This is a genomic window from Pedobacter sp. PF22-3, from assembly GCF_026239555.1.
GTDB lineage: Bacteria > Bacteroidota > Bacteroidia > Sphingobacteriales > Sphingobacteriaceae > Pedobacter.
Genome location: NZ_JAPIVP010000005.1, coordinates 153,049 through 170,567 on the forward strand (window position 1 = coordinate 153,049; position 17,519 = coordinate 170,567).

Here is a 17,519-nt window from a genome sequence, read left to right on the forward strand (position 1 = left end):
AATAAGACCCTGAAACAAGTTCAGGGTGACGGATTTATCTATTTAATATTTTCCATCCAATTTTTTCCTTCAGTAAACCTGGCAATTAACATTGCCGCAACATTATCACCGGTAGCATTTAACAAAGTAGCCATTGGATCAACCAAAGTACCTATAATCATCGCTGGTGGCAAAGCTTCAGGTGGCAATTGGTATGCCGAAATCATCAATAATTCGCCTATATAACCACCATTTGGTATTCCACCCTCAACAATACTTACCAGCACGGTAATGCCAAGCGCTAAAATTATCGTATCAACATGTACCAAATCTTTACCAAAAATGGCAAAAACAACGGCAATTTTAATAATGGAACTAATGCTCGACCCATCTTTATGTAAAGTTGATCCCAAAGGAATCGTTACATTGGTGATGTATGCCGGTACGCCCATTTTTGTAGTCCCTTCTAAGTTTGCCGGAATAGTGGCAATGCTGCTACAGGTTCCGATAGAAGTTAAAGAAGGTACAATATTATTTTTCCAAAATACTTTAATTGCCTTAAATCCACCCGCAACGAAAGCGTACAAAGTAAAAAAAACAATAAAATAAAATGCGCCAACTCCATAATACAACCCCAAAGCTTTTGCATAGGTACCAAAAAGCTGTGGACCAAATACCCCAACCTGGTAGGCAAAATAAGCACCCAGGCCAATCGGCCCCAATTTCATAATTAAAATGATGAGTTTTTTCATCACTTCATTACCTGATACCAGAAATTTTTTAAATCCTTCACCTTCCTTTTCGGCATATAAAGTTGAAAAACCTACCAGTACCGAAAAAATAATCAGCGCAAGCATATTTTTTCTGCTTCCGATTTCGAAAAATTCACCTACTGTTAAAAGTTGTGTCATTTGTTCGCCAAACGACATGATTTTCTCAGGCTCAGTTGGTAAAGTTGCATTCCCCAATTGCTGATGGATAGGAAAGATCCAAGTGGCAAATAAAGTTAAAACCGCAGAAATAAGGATAGTAGATAGGAATACCATTACCATAATGGTTAATAATCTGCCTAACTTTTTTGTTCTATCAATATTTGCAATGGCTGAGGAAACAGCAAAAAATACCAATGGAATAACAGCTGTAAACAGCAGGTTTAAAAATATATCCCCTAATGGTTTAATACTTTCAACGCTTTTCCCAAAAATTAAACCGATAATGCTTCCAGCAGTTATGCCCGCCAAAAGCCATAATAGGCCTGAATAATTTTTAAGAATACTGTTTTTTTCCATATACTTATTTTCCGTCATTGCGAGGCACGAAGCTATCTTACAACCATCGCTACCGGCAAATGCATTAAGATTGCTTCGTCGTACCTCCTCGCAATGACGATCTTTCTTACAAACCCAATTCTGCAGAAATATCCAGCATCCTTTGGATCGGTTTACGCGCCTGTTCAATAATATGATCAGGAACAGTTACTTCAGGCAAACCATTTTTAATACATAAATATAGTTTTTCCAAAGTATTTCTTTTCATGTAAGGACAATCGTTACAGGCACAGCTATTGTTTGGCGGCGCCGGAATAAATGTTTTTGTTGGATTTGCCTTTTCCATCTGATGGATAATTCCACTTTCTGTTGCCACAATAAATTCTGTAGCCGGGTTAGTGATCGTGTACTTTAGCAAACCGGTGGTAGAACCAATGTAATCAGCCATTTTCAAAACCACTTCTTCACATTCCGGGTGTGCTATAAACTTAGCATTCGGATGGCGTTCTTTCAGTTTTGTAATTTTTTCCTGTGAGAAAATTTCATGTACCATGCAGGCACCGTTCCACAATACCAGATCCCTACCTGTTTTTTTAGCAACATAAGCCCCTAAGTTTCGATCGGGTCCGAATATTATTTTTTGGTCTTTAGGTAAACTTTCTACAATCTGTACCGCATTTGTACTTGTACAAACAATATCACTTAAAGCTTTTAATTCAGCTGTACAGTTTACGTAGGTAATAACCAGGTGATCTGGATATTTTTCTTTAAATTTCCTGAATAGGTGTGGTGGACAACTATCTGCTAATGAACAACCTGCCTTTACATCCGGTAACAAAACTGTTTTGTTAGGAGATAAAATTTTGGCTGTTTCCGCCATAAAATGCACACCAGCAAACACAATTACATCAGCATCTGTTTTTGCAGCTTCTTGTGATAAACCTAAACTATCGCCAATATAATCTGCAATATCCTGTATATCAGGTTCTTGGTAATAGTGTGCAAGGATTATGGCATTTTTTTCCTTTTTTAATTTCTCAATCTCTGCAAAAAGATCGAGTGTAGGATCAATTTCTTCTTCTGCGAAACCTTTTTTGTTGATTTCTTCTAAGACATCTATGTTCATTTTAAAATTTTCCTTTTTTGAATTTTGCCGTTGGTCAAAGATAAAGCTTTCCACGTCTCAATAATTAATAAGTTATTTTAAATAAATAAATCTTGTTTGTTTATTAGTGTGTTAGTATTGTTGGCAAGTTTAGAAATTTCTTTCGTTTAGATAAGTTATTAATTGTTTACTAACATTTAGATTACATTAATCTAATATTATAGGTTTGATTTTCAGTGTTATCGAAAAGTCACTCAATTTTTATCAATAGTGGAATGTTAATTGTTTATAAGTGGGGAAAAAGTTAATTACTTGTATGAAGCTGCTTAAAAATTGCGCAAAAGATTGTGGCAAATTGTGTTTTTAGAGTAGCTTTAAACATTCAAATTTATTTGTTAGGATAATTTAGACACAGAGTTAACATTTATCAACTAGTTGTTAACATCGTGGATAAAGTAAATGTTTTTATTAATGAGGAAAGTAGATTTTCTGGTAATCGGTTCAGGTATAGCGGGTTTGAGTTTTGCACTTAAAGCTGCAAAGTTTGGTAAGGTTTTAATTGTTACGAAGTCGAATGAAGACGAATCGAATACAAAATATGCTCAGGGCGGTGTTGCAGTTGTGGTGGATAAAGGTGATTCTTTTGAAAAACATATCGAAGATACACTGATTGCAGGCGATGGATTATGCGACGAAAAAATTGTGGAAATCGTTGTAAAAGAGGGACCTCAGCGCATCCAGGAGATCATTGACTATGGTATAAATTTCGATAAAGACAACTCTGGTTTTTATGATTTAGCTAAAGAGGGGGGGCACTCTGAACACCGTGTTTTACACTATAAGGACATCACCGGATATGAGATTGAACGGGTGTTGCTGAATGAAATTCATGAGAATAACAACATAGAGATATTAACACATTACTTTGCACTGGAGTTAATTACCCAGCATCACCTTGGTGAGTTTGTGGATAAACGTACCGAAGATATTAACTGTTATGGCATATATGCCTTTAACACAGAGCTTAACGATGTGGAAAAGATTTTAGCAAATGTGACTGTTATGGCTTCGGGTGGTGCCGGACACGTGTATTCGGCCACAACAAATCCGGTTATTGCAACTGGTGATGGTATGGCTATGGTTTACCGTGCAAAGGGAAAAGTAAGAAATATGGAGTTTATTCAGTTCCATCCAACTGCTTTATATCACCCTGGAGAGTATCCATCCTTCTTAATTTCGGAAGCAGTTAGGGGTTTTGGTGGGGTTTTGAGGCGTAAGAATGGCGAGGAATTTATGCATGAGTATGATGAGCGTAAATCTTTAGCACCTCGTGATATTGTAGCCCGCGCGGTAGATAATGAAATGAAGAAATCAGGTGATGAATTTGTTTATCTTGATATTACCATGCGTAAGAAAGAGGATATTCTAAAACACTTTCCTAATATATATGCTAAATGTTTATCTATAGGAATTGATATGACGAAAGATTATATACCAGTTACTCCTGCATCTCATTATATGTGTGGTGGTATCCTGGTAGATGAATATGGTCGTTCTTCCATTAAAAATTTATATGCTTGTGGCGAATGTTCATCAACTGGTTTGCATGGAGCTAATAGATTGGCTTCCAATTCTTTATTAGAAGCTACAGTTTTTGCACATCGAATTTATCAGGATGCTATTGAAAACTTTAAAAATAACATTATTCCAGATCACATTCCAGAATGGGATTCGCATGGCGTTACACAAATTAACGAGGATGTATTGGTAACGCATAACCTGAGGGAGTTACAAAAAATTATGGGTGATTATGTGGGAATTGTACGTTCCGATTTTCGTTTGGAAAGAGCACATCGTCGCTTATTTTTAATTTACCAGGAAACGGAAGAATTTTATAAAAAGAATAAAGTTTCTGTTAAGCTTTGTGAGTTAAGAAATGTGATTCAAACGGCTTATATCGTGATAAAATCTGCCATGCAAAGAAAAGAAAGCAGGGGATTACATTATACTACAGATTATCCGGAACATGCTAATGAATTGGTAGATACTGTTTTTTAGTAGAATATCGTCAAGCTGATCCGATAGCTATCGGATTTAGTTCAGCATTTAACACGATATATAAATAATCCTTTAAAGATCCTGAAATGAATTCAGGGTGACGTAAAATAATATTATGCCTTTAATATTGCCCGTAAAAGATAAATATCCTGAAATAGGAAATGATAATTTCATTGCAGAGAATGCTACAATAGTGGGTGATGTAACTATTGGAGATAAATGTTCTGTATGGTTTAACGCCGTAATTAGAGGCGATGTGAATGCAATTACCATAGGAAATGAAACGAACATTCAGGATGGCGCGATAATACACGCTACATACTTAAAAGCTGCTACACACATTGGAAATAGGGTATCGGTTGGGCATAATGCTATAGTACATGGTTGTACCGTTCAAGATCATGTTTTGATCGGTATGGGTGCTATTGTAATGGATCATGCTGTTGTAGAATCGTATTGTATTATAGCAGCCGGATCTGTTGTATTGGAAAATACCATTTGCGAAACTGGTTATTTATATGCCGGTACACCTGCAAAAAAAATAAAGCCCATTACTGAAGAGCAAAGGGCTTTATTGAATAAATTACCAGATAATTATATCATGTATTCGGGTTGGTTTACTACCTAATTTTTCATTAAACTATACAAAATAACAAAGTGTCGTCACCCTGAATTTATTTCAGGGTCTTTCGTATTAAAGGATGCTGAAATAAATTCAGCATGACGATTGGGAGCAATAAATCAGTTTAAAATATACATCTTTCCGCTACACTGAGCTTTAGTCGAGATGACGACCGATTTATGGTGTTGGAGGTGGTATTACCAATGGATCTTCCCTTTCCCAATTGGGTTTTAAATCCATTAATGCCTTTAAATACCATACTTTTTCGGGTTGGTATCCTTCCTTAACATTTCCTGTGTCCCAGATACCATTTTTATTTTCATCATAAATAACCCTGAGCATGTACTTACCTGCCGGATATTTAGAAAAAGTAACTTTCGTATTTTGGCTAACTGGAAAAGATTTTATGACATCTTTTTTTTCATTTAGGAACTGCACCACATATCTTTTTGAAGTATCCGGAACAGTTACATTTAATAACAGAGTGGTATAAGCGTCTTGGCTTTCCAGTGTAAAGCGTTTGGTTATATCTTTATTTTTCGCATTAAATATTGCTGTAAATGCCCCAGCACCCAGTTTTATATCGTAGTTTCTTTTATGCTTCCACGGATATTTGATGTAGTATTTAAGAAAATCTACAGTATCTTTCACCACCTCGAAAGCTGTTCTTTTAACTGAATCTTCTAAAAGGGTGATTTTAGATGGATCTGCAGCAGTTATTGGAAAAGGAAAGGTTAAGGTTAACTGCTGAAAAGGGTTTAATTTGCCACCCAATAAGTTATCAGAAATAGTAAGATCCCGTGTGTAAGTATCTTTTTTACCTTTGGTAAAATTAAGCGTTTGTAAAAGCTTTCCCTGATCTTCAATAGCCACCTTTACTGAATCGAAACTCATGTCTTTAAGCCAAATTTTAGCGGTATCATTATTTTTGGTAAAATGAACGTACTTACCTGCATCTATTGCCGGAGGATCCGTAATGGTTATTTTAGGGCTTTTAAGCTGCTGATTGAAGATGATTGATATACTACCATCATTATTCAGTTTACGGTCTAATACGCGAAATTCTGGTGCAAGTTCTTTAAATATCTGCAGATTAATGTTTTCCAGGTTTTTGTCGATTACGATAGGCTCTTTTATAAATCCAACTTCATCTGATATCTGTTGGTATATTTTATCACCACCACCACTATTTTCTTTAATTGCGTAAACTTTATAGGTACCTTTTTTCAGGTTGCTTAATTTGTACGTTCCTGCGCTATCGGTGGTAGTATATATTGATGCGCGCTTTTTTCCAAAAATGGTATCTCTTTCTAAGGGCAAAATAAATACAGTAGCATCTTTCTCCGGTTCATCACTTAATGAATTAATTACTTTACCGCTGATCGATAATGAATCAATATCTGGCCCGGTTGAAAAAACATAAGATAAATTTTTAACGACATTTCCTTCGTTAACGTCTGCAACGGATTTTCCAAAGTTTAAAGTATAAGTTGTATTTTTCTCTAAAGAATCCTTAAGAATAATTTCTAATCTTTTTTGTCTCTTTCTTAACTCCGGAACTTTTTCCTGATCGGGGGAAATTGAAAATTCTTTAAACTCATCTTTCAAATTAAAATATTCGTCAAATTCAATTACGATTTTTTTAGCATTGAAATTTCTCGTCAGATTCTTTGGGGTCATGCTCAAAACTTTAGGTGGCTTGGTATCTTTTGGTCCGCCTTGTGGTGTTTGCATACTGGCACAACCGTAAAATAGGAGCAGGGTTATAACAGCTGCTAAATTTTTAAGCTTAAAATACTGATCTTTTAAATTTGGCATATTTTAATCGTTCTGACGAATTTTTATACTTTTTGGAATGTTATGATTAAAAAATATTTTTTCTTTCTTAAATAGCTTTATTTAAAGCTGTTTTTATTTTTTATAAATTACTGATTATCAGCTATTTATTAATATAAACCATTAAAACAGAAATATCTGATGGCGAAACACCTGAAATTCTCGACGCTTGACCTAATGTACGCGGTTTTATCTTAAATAATTTTTCACGTGCTTCTTTTGATATGGAAACAATTTTATTATAGTCAAAATCTGGCTTGATTTCCTTGTCTTCCATTTTTAGCATTTTAGCTACAATCTCATTTTCTTTTTCAAAATAGCTTTCGTATTTGATTTTAATTTCAGCTTGCTCAATAGTTTCTTTATCTAACGTTTTTGTAGCTTCGGCTAATGGTTTACTTACCTTAATGATATCTTGTAAACCAACATGGGGTCTGCCAACTAAACTGTGGATTTTTACATTTTGGTTTAAAACACTTGAGCCTAAACTTTCTAGCATTGGATTGGCATCGGCCATTTCAATACCCTGGCTTTTTGTAAACTTTACCAAAGTATCAGCATTGGCAATTTTTTGGTTTACTTTAGCCAAACGCTCATCTGAAATTAATCCAAGTTCATGGCCGATAGGAGAGAGGCGAATATCAGCATTGTCTTGTCTTAATAATAAACGATGTTCAGCTCTTGAAGTAAACATGCGATAAGGCTCTTCCGTTCCTTTGGTTACCAGATCATCAATTAAAACACCGATATAACTTTCAGATCTTTTCATGATCAGTTCATGTTTATCAGTAATTTTTTGGTGTGCATTTATGCCTGCCATGAAACCTTGACACGCTGCTTCTTCATAACCAGTAGTCCCATTTATCTGTCCAGCTAAAAATAAATTGCTGATCAATTTAGTTTCCAGCGTTAAAGATAATTGAGTAGGCGGGAAGAAATCATATTCTATTGCATAACCAGGTCTAAACATTTTGGCTTGTTCGAAACCAGGAATTAATCTTAAGGCTTTAAACTGTACATCTTCCGGAAGAGAAGTTGAAAAACCATTAACATAAATTTCGCAAGTATTCCATCCTTCAGGTTCAACAAAAATTTGATGTCTATCACGCTCCGCAAAACGATTAATTTTATCTTCAATAGAAGGGCAGTATCTTGGACCCAAGCCTTTGATTCGACCGGTGAACATAGGTGATTTTTCAAAACCTTCTTTCAAAGTTTCATGGACATTGTCATTGGTATAAGTAATCCAGCAACAGCGTTGATCTGTTGAAATTTCTGTATCCGTGTATGAGAATTTCCCTGGATTTTCATCTCCCCATTGTTCTTCCATTTTGGAATAGTCAAGGCTTCTACCATCAACACGGGGTGGGGTACCAGTTTTCATTCTACCAGCTTCCATGCCTAATTCAACCAGTTGTTCGGTAATCCCAGTCGATGCTCTTTCTGCTGTTCTGCCACCACCAAATTTCTTTTCGCCAATGTGCATTACACCATTTAAGAAAGTTCCATTGGTTAGTACAACTGCTGTGCTTTCTATTTCAATACCTAACGAGGTTTTAACGCCATAAACTGTATTGTCCTTTACGAGTAGAGCAACAACACTATCTTGCCATATATCTAGATTTGTTGTTCGTTCTAGTGCTAAGCGCCACTCTTCTGCAAAACGCATTCTATCTATTTGTGCTCTTGGACTCCACATAGCGGGTCCTTTTGATTTGTTGAGCATACGAAATTGAATGGTCGATTTATCAGATATTATTCCAGAATAGCCACCCATTGCATCTACTTCACGAATAATTTGTCCTTTGGCCACGCCACCCATTGCTGGGTTACAACTCATTTGGGCAATAGTACCCATGTTCATTGTTATTAATAAAACAGATGACCCTAAGTTGGCAGCAGCAGCAGCAGCTTCACATCCTGCGTGACCCGCACCAACAACAATCAAATCATATTTTGAAAACATCTTACTTACATTTTAAAATTGTTCCACGTGGAACAATTTGTTTTAAACTTCTCTTTTCATCAGGCTGATCTGATAATTATCAGATTTATTTCAGTATCTGTATCAGATGTTCCACGTGAAACATCAAAGAGAAAATAGGATTATATTCCTTTTATATTATTCTGAAAGTTCCAACCAACGCATGGTATAATCATCCAGTTTGGTTCTCATTTTTTCTATTTCCGTTGATACTTCTTGTATTTTAATATAATCAGAAGCATCTATACTATTTAAGGTTTTTGTTAACACGGCTATTTTATTTTCCGTTTCTTCCATACCTTTTTCGCTTTCTGCTAATTCCTGCTGTTCTTTAAAATTTAATTTTTTTGCAGTTTTGGCCGGAACTTCTTCTACAATAGGAACAGGAATTTTTTTATTTTCTACTTTAATTTTCGGTTGTTCCAAGCTTAAACGATATTCGGAATAATTACCGTTGTAGATTTTAACAACGCCCTCACCTTCCATAATAAAAAGTTGATCGCTCATTTTATCAAGCAAATATCTATCGTGCGAAACCAACATCAGGATACCAGGAAAATTTTCTAGAAATTCCTCCAGCACATTTAATGTGTCAATATCCAGGTCATTCGTAGGTTCATCCAAAATTAAAAAGTTTGGATTTTGCATCAGCACTTTCATCAGGTTCAAACGTTTCTTTTCACCACCGCTTAATTTCTCTACCATTCCATGTTGCTTTTTAGGAGGGAAAAGAAAAAGCGTTAATAGGGCAGAAGCAGTAATTACTGAACCATCTGCCATTTTTATATATTCGGCATCAGATTTTACAATATCAATAACGCGCTCTTTAGGATCGAAAGTTAAACCGCCTTGTTTATAATATCCGAAAACAGTAGTTTCTCCTGTTTCAACTTTACCTGCATCTGGTGTTAATTGACTGGTGATGATATTTAATAGCGTGGATTTTCCAGTTCCATTTTTTCCAGCCAAACCAATTCTATCTCCTTTTTTAAACGTATAACTGAAATCGTTGATAATAGGGCGACCGTCAAATGCTTTTGCGATGTGTTCTACCTCAATAATCTTCCCACCTTGACGCGACATCTTCATTTGTAGGTTAATACTCTGATTATCAGACTTTTTCTTGGTTTTTTCTTCTAAATCATAAAAAGCATTAATTCTGGCATTGGATTTTGTTCCACGAGCCTGTGGCATACGCCTCATCCACTCCAATTCTTTTTTTAAGAGCTGTTGGTTCTTGTGTAAAACCGTTGCATCTAAAGCTTCCCTTTCACTTTTCTTTTCTAAGAAGTAAGCATAATTTCCATTGTAATTGAAAATTTTTCCCCGGTCTAATTCTACGATGGTATTACAAACATTATCTAAAAAGTACCTATCATGTGTAACCAATAAAATTGTTTTTTGTCCAGTAGTTAATAATTTCTCTAACCATTCGATCGTATCGATATCCAAATGGTTGGTAGGCTCATCCAGTACCAGGATTTCTGGATCTTCAATTAAAAGTTTAGCTAATGCCAAACGTTTTTTTTGTCCGCCAGAGAGGGTAGATATTTTTTGCTGAAGATGAGTAATCCCCATTCGGTTAAGAATGGTTTTAATCTCATGTTCATATTCCCAGGCATTATGCTCACTTAATTCTTCATACAAGCGGTTAAGTGTTTTCTCATCGGGATTCGGATTTTCAATTAATTCTTCATACTCTTTAATGAGCTGTTGCTGCTTATTTTCAAGCGAAAAAATATGGTCGCTAATAGAAAAGCCTTCTGTAAACTGAGGTTCCTGATCTAAAAAACCGATTTTAACCGATTTATTTTTTACAATTTTACCTTCAAGGGGAGGAAACCGCTCGGCAAGTAATTTCAATAATGTACTCTTACCTGCACCATTAATACCAACCAACGCTACGCGCTGCCCGGAATTAATTCCCAAGGTTAAATTTTTAAATAACCATTCGTCATGATAACCATGCCCTAAGCCTTCTGCCGCAATTAATGTGCTCAATTTTTTTGTATTTCGGATTTATAAAGAAAAATTAGTGCAAAGGTAAGTATAAATTATCTTGGAAAGCTAAATAGATGTTTCAAAGCTGTTGTGTATCAGCTAAAAATGGCAGAAGCTTGATGTATTGAGTTTTGTATTTAAGCTTACTAGCTGAATAATAGTATTTATAAAAAGAAAACAGCGGTCGGAATCGCTCCACCGCTGCTTCAATCATTAACTAAAACTAAACTTTATCTTGTATAGTGGCCCTGTGAATATAAATTCAAGCCCTCTATTTATTGTTTTTTTAATATAAGACGCTGGTAATTGTGAAAAGTTGCAGAAAGATTGCTGGTATTATACCAGCAGTCTGTAATAATCGACGAACGCCAATTACATTTAGACGAACGCTAATGTATATGAGCGGATATGATTTATAGCTTCTAGACTAGGCGTCGCGTCATGCTGAATTTATTTTACAAGCGGAAATAGTGTTTTCACTTGCCTTGTAGCTACTTCGTGGTCAGCATTTTATTTTGCAGGAAGACCCTGAAATGAATTCAGGATGACGACCCGAGTGTGCAAAATATTCATACAGAAGAATTAGCAGCATTGTTAATCGGACTCAGGCTATTAGATTACGAGCATAAGAATTTGTTTTATTAAAAAATTTGCTTCGCAGAGCCTCCAGGTTCTACGCTATGCTCAGAATAACATGATGGGGAAGAAAAGGTGCAGACTAAACTAGTCCTACTTGGGTTCTATACCCTAAATATTCGTCTTCTTTCTGTGTCATAAGGGTTTTGGCAGCTTTTCCTTTGTCCTTATAGCCCAATAAGTGCAAGGTTCCATGAATCATAATACGGCAAACCTCATCAAATTCTGAGGTTTTGAAGGTTTTAGCATTTTCTTTTACGCGCTCGATACTAATGAATATATCACTGATGATTTGTTTTTCTTCTTCAGAATTATCGAAAGTGATGATATCAGTGTAAGTATCGTGATTTAAGTACTGCTGGTTAATACCGAGTAGATATTCGTCGCTGCAGAAAATAAAATTGAGTTCCTGCAATTTATACCCTTCCTTTTCAATAGTAGCTTTAATCCACTTTTTGATTTTGAGTTTTTGTGGAAGGTTATAGCTAACTGATTCTGTGAAAAAGGAAATTGCAGGCATGTTGTGATGTTTATGGCTGCAAATTTAATTAAAATTTAAAGCAGTTCGTCACCCTGATCCGATACCTATCGGATTTATTTCAGGGTCTATTCAAGTAAAAGATGCTGAATCAAAGTTCAGGATGACGTACCATAAGGTATTATTGCTCCATATTCAATGATTTCAAATACTCAGCAATCTTATTTTTGTAGTAATAATTTAAACTAGGTGGTAACTTCTGCAGCATATCATTTCCATTTTGCTGCTGTTTTTTAAATTGATCAAGCATTTTTTGATAGGATGGAGGAAACGCTTTTGCTGCTTTACTTTCGCGTTTTGAATCTTCTTCCTGGTCGCGCTCTGCTTTTTCTGCTTCTAACAATTTGGTTAAGAGGTCTTTCTGCCTATTTAATGTTTCTTGTTGTAAACGTTTATTTACCAGATCGCTCTCGGTTTGTTTCATTTCCTGAATGGCTTGGTTTAGATTACCCATTTTGCCAGTACCGTCTTTATTTTCTTCACGATTGAGTTTTTCTAAAGCCTGACGGATCATTTGCTGCTGCTGAGCCATTTTACCAAATTCCTGGCTCATTTGTCCTTTGCCAACCGTACCTTGATTGCCCCCTTGTTTTTGCAATTGATCACGGGCTTTTTGCATGCTCTTATTCAGCTGTTCCTGCATCTGGGAGAGTTGCTTCATTCCTTGTTTTTGTTTCTTTCCACTACCACCTTTGCTGTTTTTCTGCATATTTTGCAGCTGATTTAGCGCTTCGCTCAACATTAGCGTTAGATTATTAATAGAAGTCATGGTGAATTGCTGGAAACGGTTAGCCTCAGCCGTTCTTCTATCGCCCAAATTTTCTAAACTTTTATCAAGGTTGAAATTAATTTTATTCATTTCCTCATTAACGGTCGATTCTATCTGTGGAACGCGTTTGCTTAAACTATACAAGCTATCGGCAATAGTTTTAAGGTTATCTTTAATGCTGCGTTGTTTCTGAACATTATTGGTATAAGATGGATCAGCTGAAGTCATTTTCTTTAAAGCAAGCATTACTTTTTCCTGATCGAAAGAGGTAGTCAATAAGTTTTCCAGTAGGCGACGCAATTCTTTGGCATTCAGGTTATTCTCCATTTCTTCTCCCTGTTGCTGCATATCGCTCATTTTTTTGGATAATCTTTCCATCTGCTCACCTGCTTTTTGCTGTTTCTGGCTTGCATTTTTCGAATCTTTTTTGTCCAGGGCATCTTTACTGTCTTGCTGATCTTTTTGTATATCCTGAACATCTTTGTCAGGGTTTTCGAAAGGATTTGGCCTGTCCAAGGATTTATTTTTCTCTTCCAGCTTCTTCAGATCTTCTTTCAGGTCTTTCATTTCCTTACTTAATTCATCCTGTTTCTGCTTTAATGATTCATTATCCTGCTTTTTATCTTTAGTTTGCTGAGCAAGTTCCTTTTGCTCTTTAGCGAGCTCATTTAAACGGTCTATATCATTTTGAAGGTTTTGCTCAAATTCCAGCTGTTTATAGAGTTCTAAAATTCTGTCGAGTTCATTTTTGAGGGTTTTATTGTCCAGTTGCATTTTCGAGAGTTCGTTCTGCGTTTGGTCTTTATTTTTCTCGTTCATTAGATTTTGCAGCTTTTGCAAAAGTTCTTTTGTTTTTTCGTCTAATACATTATCAAACAGGTCTTTAATCTGTTTTTGTTTTTCAATAAGTTCTTCCGTTTGCTTTTGGTCTTGCTGTTGCTGAATATTTTTATCGTTCTGCTCCTTAATTTCTTTTACGGCGTCATCTAGCTGTTTTTGTTTGTCTAAGAGCGCTTCAATCTGTTTTTTATCTTCAAAAGAAATTTGTTTTTTATCAATAAGGCTTTCAGCCACTTTTTTGCTCTCTTTTTCAATGGTGTTGGCTAAGCGTATAGCTGATTGCATTTTCTTTTTTAACGCCTGGTTGCTCGCATTTACCTGTTCGGCAGTTTCTTTTTTAGTGGGCTGTTTAAAGGTTTTAATTTCAGATCGGGTAACTTTTGCACCATTTACGCCGTCATTATCGGCTACTTCAAAATAATATTCAATTTCCTGACCAGGTTTGGCATCAACAGCCTTTAAATCCCAGAAATAGAAAAAGTTATTTGCTGTTGCATTACTTTTAATGGCAATGTTTTTGGTAATGGTACCCACAATACGGTTATGCTCTTTGAGGATGTATTTAAAACTCAGGCGGCTAAATCCGTAATCATCGGTTACCTGGCCACTAAAATATAAAGCTTTGTTATTAACTGAATCTGGCTTTTCCTCTACCGTAATCTGCGGAGCCTGATCTTTAATCACCGTAATTTGGTGCGAAAGTGAATCTCTGATTGTAACGTATTGATTTTTAGGGGTAATACTATATTTTGAATTGGATTCGATAGTCGTGCTAAAATTAGCCTCATCGTTAATAATTTTAAGTAGGTTTTCTGTCCCATTTAGCGCAAATAGGAGTGCGTTGCTTTTTTCAGTCTTGAAATTCCAGGTAACTTTGGTGCCTTCTGGCAGGAGCATATCTCCAGCGTTGGCAATCGATTCTGATTTTTTTCCTAAATAAGCTGGATAATTTAACGTAGCTGTAGCATTAAGCAATTCAGGACGGGGCTTAACGGTAATGGTAAATATGGAAGAACTAAATCCTCCACCTTTAAAAATCAGTTTTTTATCGTTCTGTATATTTTTGATAATGTAGTTAAACTTACTAATGTTCTCTTTCTCCAATTTATAGGTGTTTTTTCCGTCTTCTACGTAAATCTCCGCCGGAATTTCATCACCAGTCAGTTTTAGTTTCAAGGTGATATCATCACCTTGTGTAGCGATTAAACTTTTATTTAAAATGCTAAAGCTGAATGGTGCTTGGGGCGCAATGTATTCATTATACCTAAAGAAGCTGTTTGTTCCTTCGCGTAAAATAGTGGGTGCTATAACGGCAATGAGTAAAATGATGGAAAGGGGAACAAAAAGATATTTTAAATATTTGCGGTTATCATTAATCCTAACCGCGGTGTAGAATGGAACTGGCCTGAGTTCAATAATCTTTTGATCGATGCTGGCCATGATGAGGCGGTTATTTTCAGGATTTTTTTCAGCTAAATGATGAAGTTGCAGGGTATTTAATAATTTATCCTTAATATCGGAAAAGTGATTTCCAATGATAACCGATGCTTCATCTAAAGTAAGGTGTTTGCCCAGCTTTAGCATGGCAAGCAAAGGTTTAACGATTAAAAAACCAACTAAAAATATACCGATAAGTAAATAAGCAAAAAATACAAAGGTTTTAAATCCAGCGGTTGGGTTGAGGTAATAAAGGCTTAAAAAAACGAGGAGATATAGCGCTAAAAGTATGGCTGAGGCATAAATACTGCCCCGCAAAATTTTGTTCAGGTAAAATTTGCGGATAAACTCATCTATCTTGCGTAATAAATCGTTGTAGTTATTGCTCACCATATCTCCGTAAATGTAAAAATTGTTCCAGTCAATTAAAAGGAAAGTATTTAAGGTAACGCGTTTATTTCAAATTGTTTATTGTATGGATTGGCTTTAGTTAAAAAGGCATCTTGTAATTTAGAGAAGAACGTTTTGTGTTCTGTGTGGCCTTTAGCTACTCTTTTTGCTGCAACAAAAGCTATTGGTTTTCCCCTCCAATTGGAGGCGTTTGGTTTTTATTGCAGATCAGAAGTGTTTAGCCACGGGCGCAGCGGCATCCCTGTAGCGCAGCGAAAGGATATAGCGGAGCACGGGAACAAACGTTGATAGCTGTACTTGCTCTGCGCTTCAAAAAAAGCACATTTTATTAAAAAATCACCACCCGGTTAACACCGCATTAATTAAAAAATCTTAATTTGTTTTATTTAATACAAAGGTTACATAGATTTTAAACGAGTATTCTGATAAAAATCTACTTTTGGCTTTTTGTATAATCATGCCAATATGAAACAATTACTTATTTCTGCACTGATGTTGTTCATTTTTACTGCTTCTTTCGGCCAAAAATTTAACTGGAACAAAAACCTGGTGATTGCACACCGTGGTGCGTGGAAGAAAAATAATTTTCCTCAAAACTCCATCGCTTCACTAAACGAAGCGGTAAAACTGGGTTGTTATGGTTCGGAATTCGACGTATGGATGACAGCAGATCACGTTTTGGTGATTAACCACGATCCAGAATTTCAGGGTTTAACAATTGAGAAGGTAAATTACGCGGATCTTTTAACCAAAACCATGACCAATGGTGAAAAGATCCCCACGTTAGAAGCTTATTTATTGGCAGGTAAAAAACAGAAAACCACGAAGCTGATTTTGGAAATAAAACCCTCATTAACTAGCAAGGAACGTGGCATAGAGGTAACTGACAAATGTGTAGAAATGGTTCAGAAATTAAAAGTAACTGACTGGGTTGAATACATCAGTTTTGATTATGACTATTGCAAACGCATTTTAACTTTATTGCCAAATGCAAAAGTTGCTTATTTAAAAGGAGAAGTTAGTGCTGAGCAAATGAAAGCAGATAAATTGACGGGTGTTGATTACCATTACAGTGTTTACCAGAAAGATAACTGGATTGAAAATGCACAAAAACTAGGTTTAACCGTAAATGCATGGACGGTAAATGCAGTACCCGAAATGCAATGGCTTTTGGCCCACAAGGTTGATTATATTACCACTAATGAACCTGAACTGCTTTTAGAAGAGATTAAAAAAACACCGGTTGCACAGGGATGGAAACTAAAATGGGCAGATGAATTTGACAATTCCGGATTGCCATTAACCAAAAACTGGGGCTATGATGTAGGTGGTAGAGGTTGGGGAAATAATGAGTTGCAATATTATACCGATGCCGATAGTGCAAATGCGATCGTTAAAAAAGGAAACCTGAATATTATTGCGCTAAAAGCGGAGAAGGAAAACAGGCATTATACATCAGCCAGGTTGGTAACCAAAGATAAATTTGATTTCAAATACGGGAGAGTAGAAGTAAGGGCGATGCTACCGAAAGGCAGAGGCTTGTGGCCTGCAATATGGGCACTTCCTACCGATTCAAAATATGGTGGTTGGCCAAAAAGTGGCGAAATTGATATTATGGAACATGTAGGATATGATCCCGACAGTGTTCATGGAACAGTGCATACCGAAAAATTCAATCATGTGATTCATACGCAGGTAGGTAAGGCTTTGAAAGTTAATAATCCTTATACAGAATACCATATTTATGCAATAGAGTGGTTTTCTGATCATATAGACTTCTTTATCGACGATCAAAAATACCTCGCTTTCAAAAATACCAAAAAGGGATCTGGCGATTGGCCATTTGATCAAAACTTCCACATCATTTTAAATTTAGCGGTAGGTGGCAATTGGGGCGGAAAAAAAGGAGTAGATGATGCTATTTTCCCGGCAACGATGAAAGTTGATTATGTAAGGGTATTTCAGAAGTGATGAAAGATGGATAAGGGAAGATGGGATTATAGATCAATAGGTCATTTTAAAGGTTTATTGTAGA

10 protein-coding genes are annotated in these 17,519 nt (G+C 35.9%); 3 read left to right on the forward strand and 7 right to left on the reverse strand.

The window, feature by feature from the left end:
• Positions 1 to 38 precede the first annotated feature (38 nt).
• Complete coding sequence (locus tag OQX63_RS08915) at positions 39 to 1,268, reverse strand: dicarboxylate/amino acid:cation symporter (RefSeq protein ID WP_265850532.1); 1,230 nt, start codon at positions 1,266 to 1,268, stop codon at positions 39 to 41.
• Positions 1,269 to 1,374: 106 nt separating this feature from the next.
• The gene (nadA, locus tag OQX63_RS08920; protein WP_416276529.1) at positions 1,375 to 2,415 is read right to left on the reverse strand and encodes a quinolinate synthase NadA; all 1,041 of its coding nucleotides are present in this window, start codon (positions 2,413 to 2,415) and stop codon (positions 1,375 to 1,377) included.
• A gap of 408 nt (positions 2,416 to 2,823) precedes the next feature.
• On the opposite strand from nadA, the gene nadB reads away from it, so the two are divergent.
• Together nadB and OQX63_RS08930 are read left to right on the forward strand one after the other, a co-directional pair.
• Complete coding sequence (gene nadB / locus OQX63_RS08925) at positions 2,824 to 4,410, forward strand: L-aspartate oxidase (RefSeq protein ID WP_265850534.1); 1,587 nt, start codon at positions 2,824 to 2,826, stop codon at positions 4,408 to 4,410.
• Between the two features lie 115 nt (positions 4,411 to 4,525).
• Positions 4,526 to 5,038, forward strand: a complete 513-nt coding sequence (locus OQX63_RS08930) for a gamma carbonic anhydrase family protein (RefSeq protein ID WP_265850535.1) — start codon at positions 4,526 to 4,528, stop codon at positions 5,036 to 5,038.
• A 171-nt stretch (positions 5,039 to 5,209) separates the two neighbouring features.
• Here the strand turns inward: OQX63_RS08930 and OQX63_RS08935 are convergent, their stop codons facing one another.
• From OQX63_RS08935 to OQX63_RS08955, 5 genes are all read right to left on the reverse strand, one after another.
• Complete coding sequence (locus OQX63_RS08935) at positions 5,210 to 6,850, reverse strand: Ig-like domain-containing protein (RefSeq protein ID WP_265850536.1); 1,641 nt, start codon at positions 6,848 to 6,850, stop codon at positions 5,210 to 5,212.
• Between the two features lie 121 nt (positions 6,851 to 6,971).
• Positions 6,972 to 8,834, reverse strand: a complete 1,863-nt coding sequence (gene mnmG, locus OQX63_RS08940; protein ID WP_265850537.1) for a tRNA uridine-5-carboxymethylaminomethyl(34) synthesis enzyme MnmG — start codon at positions 8,832 to 8,834, stop codon at positions 6,972 to 6,974.
• Positions 8,835 to 8,990: 156 nt separating this feature from the next.
• The gene (locus tag OQX63_RS08945) at positions 8,991 to 10,853 is read right to left on the reverse strand and encodes an ABC-F family ATP-binding cassette domain-containing protein (protein WP_265850538.1); all 1,863 of its coding nucleotides are present in this window, start codon (positions 10,851 to 10,853) and stop codon (positions 8,991 to 8,993) included.
• Positions 10,854 to 11,571: 718 nt separating this feature from the next.
• Entirely contained in the window at positions 11,572 to 12,009 is a 438-nt protein-coding gene (gene ybeY / locus OQX63_RS08950; protein ID WP_265850539.1) for an rRNA maturation RNase YbeY, read from the reverse strand.
• Between the two features lie 139 nt (positions 12,010 to 12,148).
• A complete protein-coding gene (locus OQX63_RS08955; protein WP_265850540.1) occupies positions 12,149 to 15,466 on the reverse strand; it encodes a DUF4175 family protein in 3,318 nt (1,105 codons plus the stop codon).
• 483 nt (positions 15,467 to 15,949) lie between these two features.
• Between OQX63_RS08955 and OQX63_RS08960 the strand changes: the two genes are divergently transcribed.
• Positions 15,950 to 17,455: a glycerophosphodiester phosphodiesterase family protein gene (locus OQX63_RS08960; protein ID WP_265850541.1), complete on the forward strand. Its 1,506-nt coding sequence runs from the start codon at positions 15,950 to 15,952 to the stop codon at positions 17,453 to 17,455.
• Positions 17,456 to 17,519 lie beyond the last annotated feature (64 nt).

Coding starts and splice junctions, on each gene's coding strand:
- OQX63_RS08955 (WP_265850540.1), bottom strand. CDS start 15,466: ATGGTGAGCAATAACTACAACGATTTATTACGCAAGATAGATGAGTTT.
- ybeY (WP_265850539.1), bottom strand. CDS start 12,009: ATGCCTGCAATTTCCTTTTTCACAGAATCAGTTAGCTATAACCTTCCA.
- OQX63_RS08960 (WP_265850541.1), top strand. CDS start 15,950: ATGAAACAATTACTTATTTCTGCACTGATGTTGTTCATTTTTACTGCT.
- OQX63_RS08915 (WP_265850532.1), bottom strand. CDS start 1,268: ATGGAAAAAAACAGTATTCTTAAAAATTATTCAGGCCTATTATGGCTT.
- OQX63_RS08935 (WP_265850536.1), bottom strand. CDS start 6,850: ATGCCAAATTTAAAAGATCAGTATTTTAAGCTTAAAAATTTAGCAGCT.
- mnmG (WP_265850537.1), bottom strand. CDS start 8,834: ATGTTTTCAAAATATGATTTGATTGTTGTTGGTGCGGGTCACGCAGGA.
- nadB (WP_265850534.1), top strand. CDS start 2,824: ATGAGGAAAGTAGATTTTCTGGTAATCGGTTCAGGTATAGCGGGTTTG.
- OQX63_RS08930 (WP_265850535.1), top strand. CDS start 4,526: ATGCCTTTAATATTGCCCGTAAAAGATAAATATCCTGAAATAGGAAAT.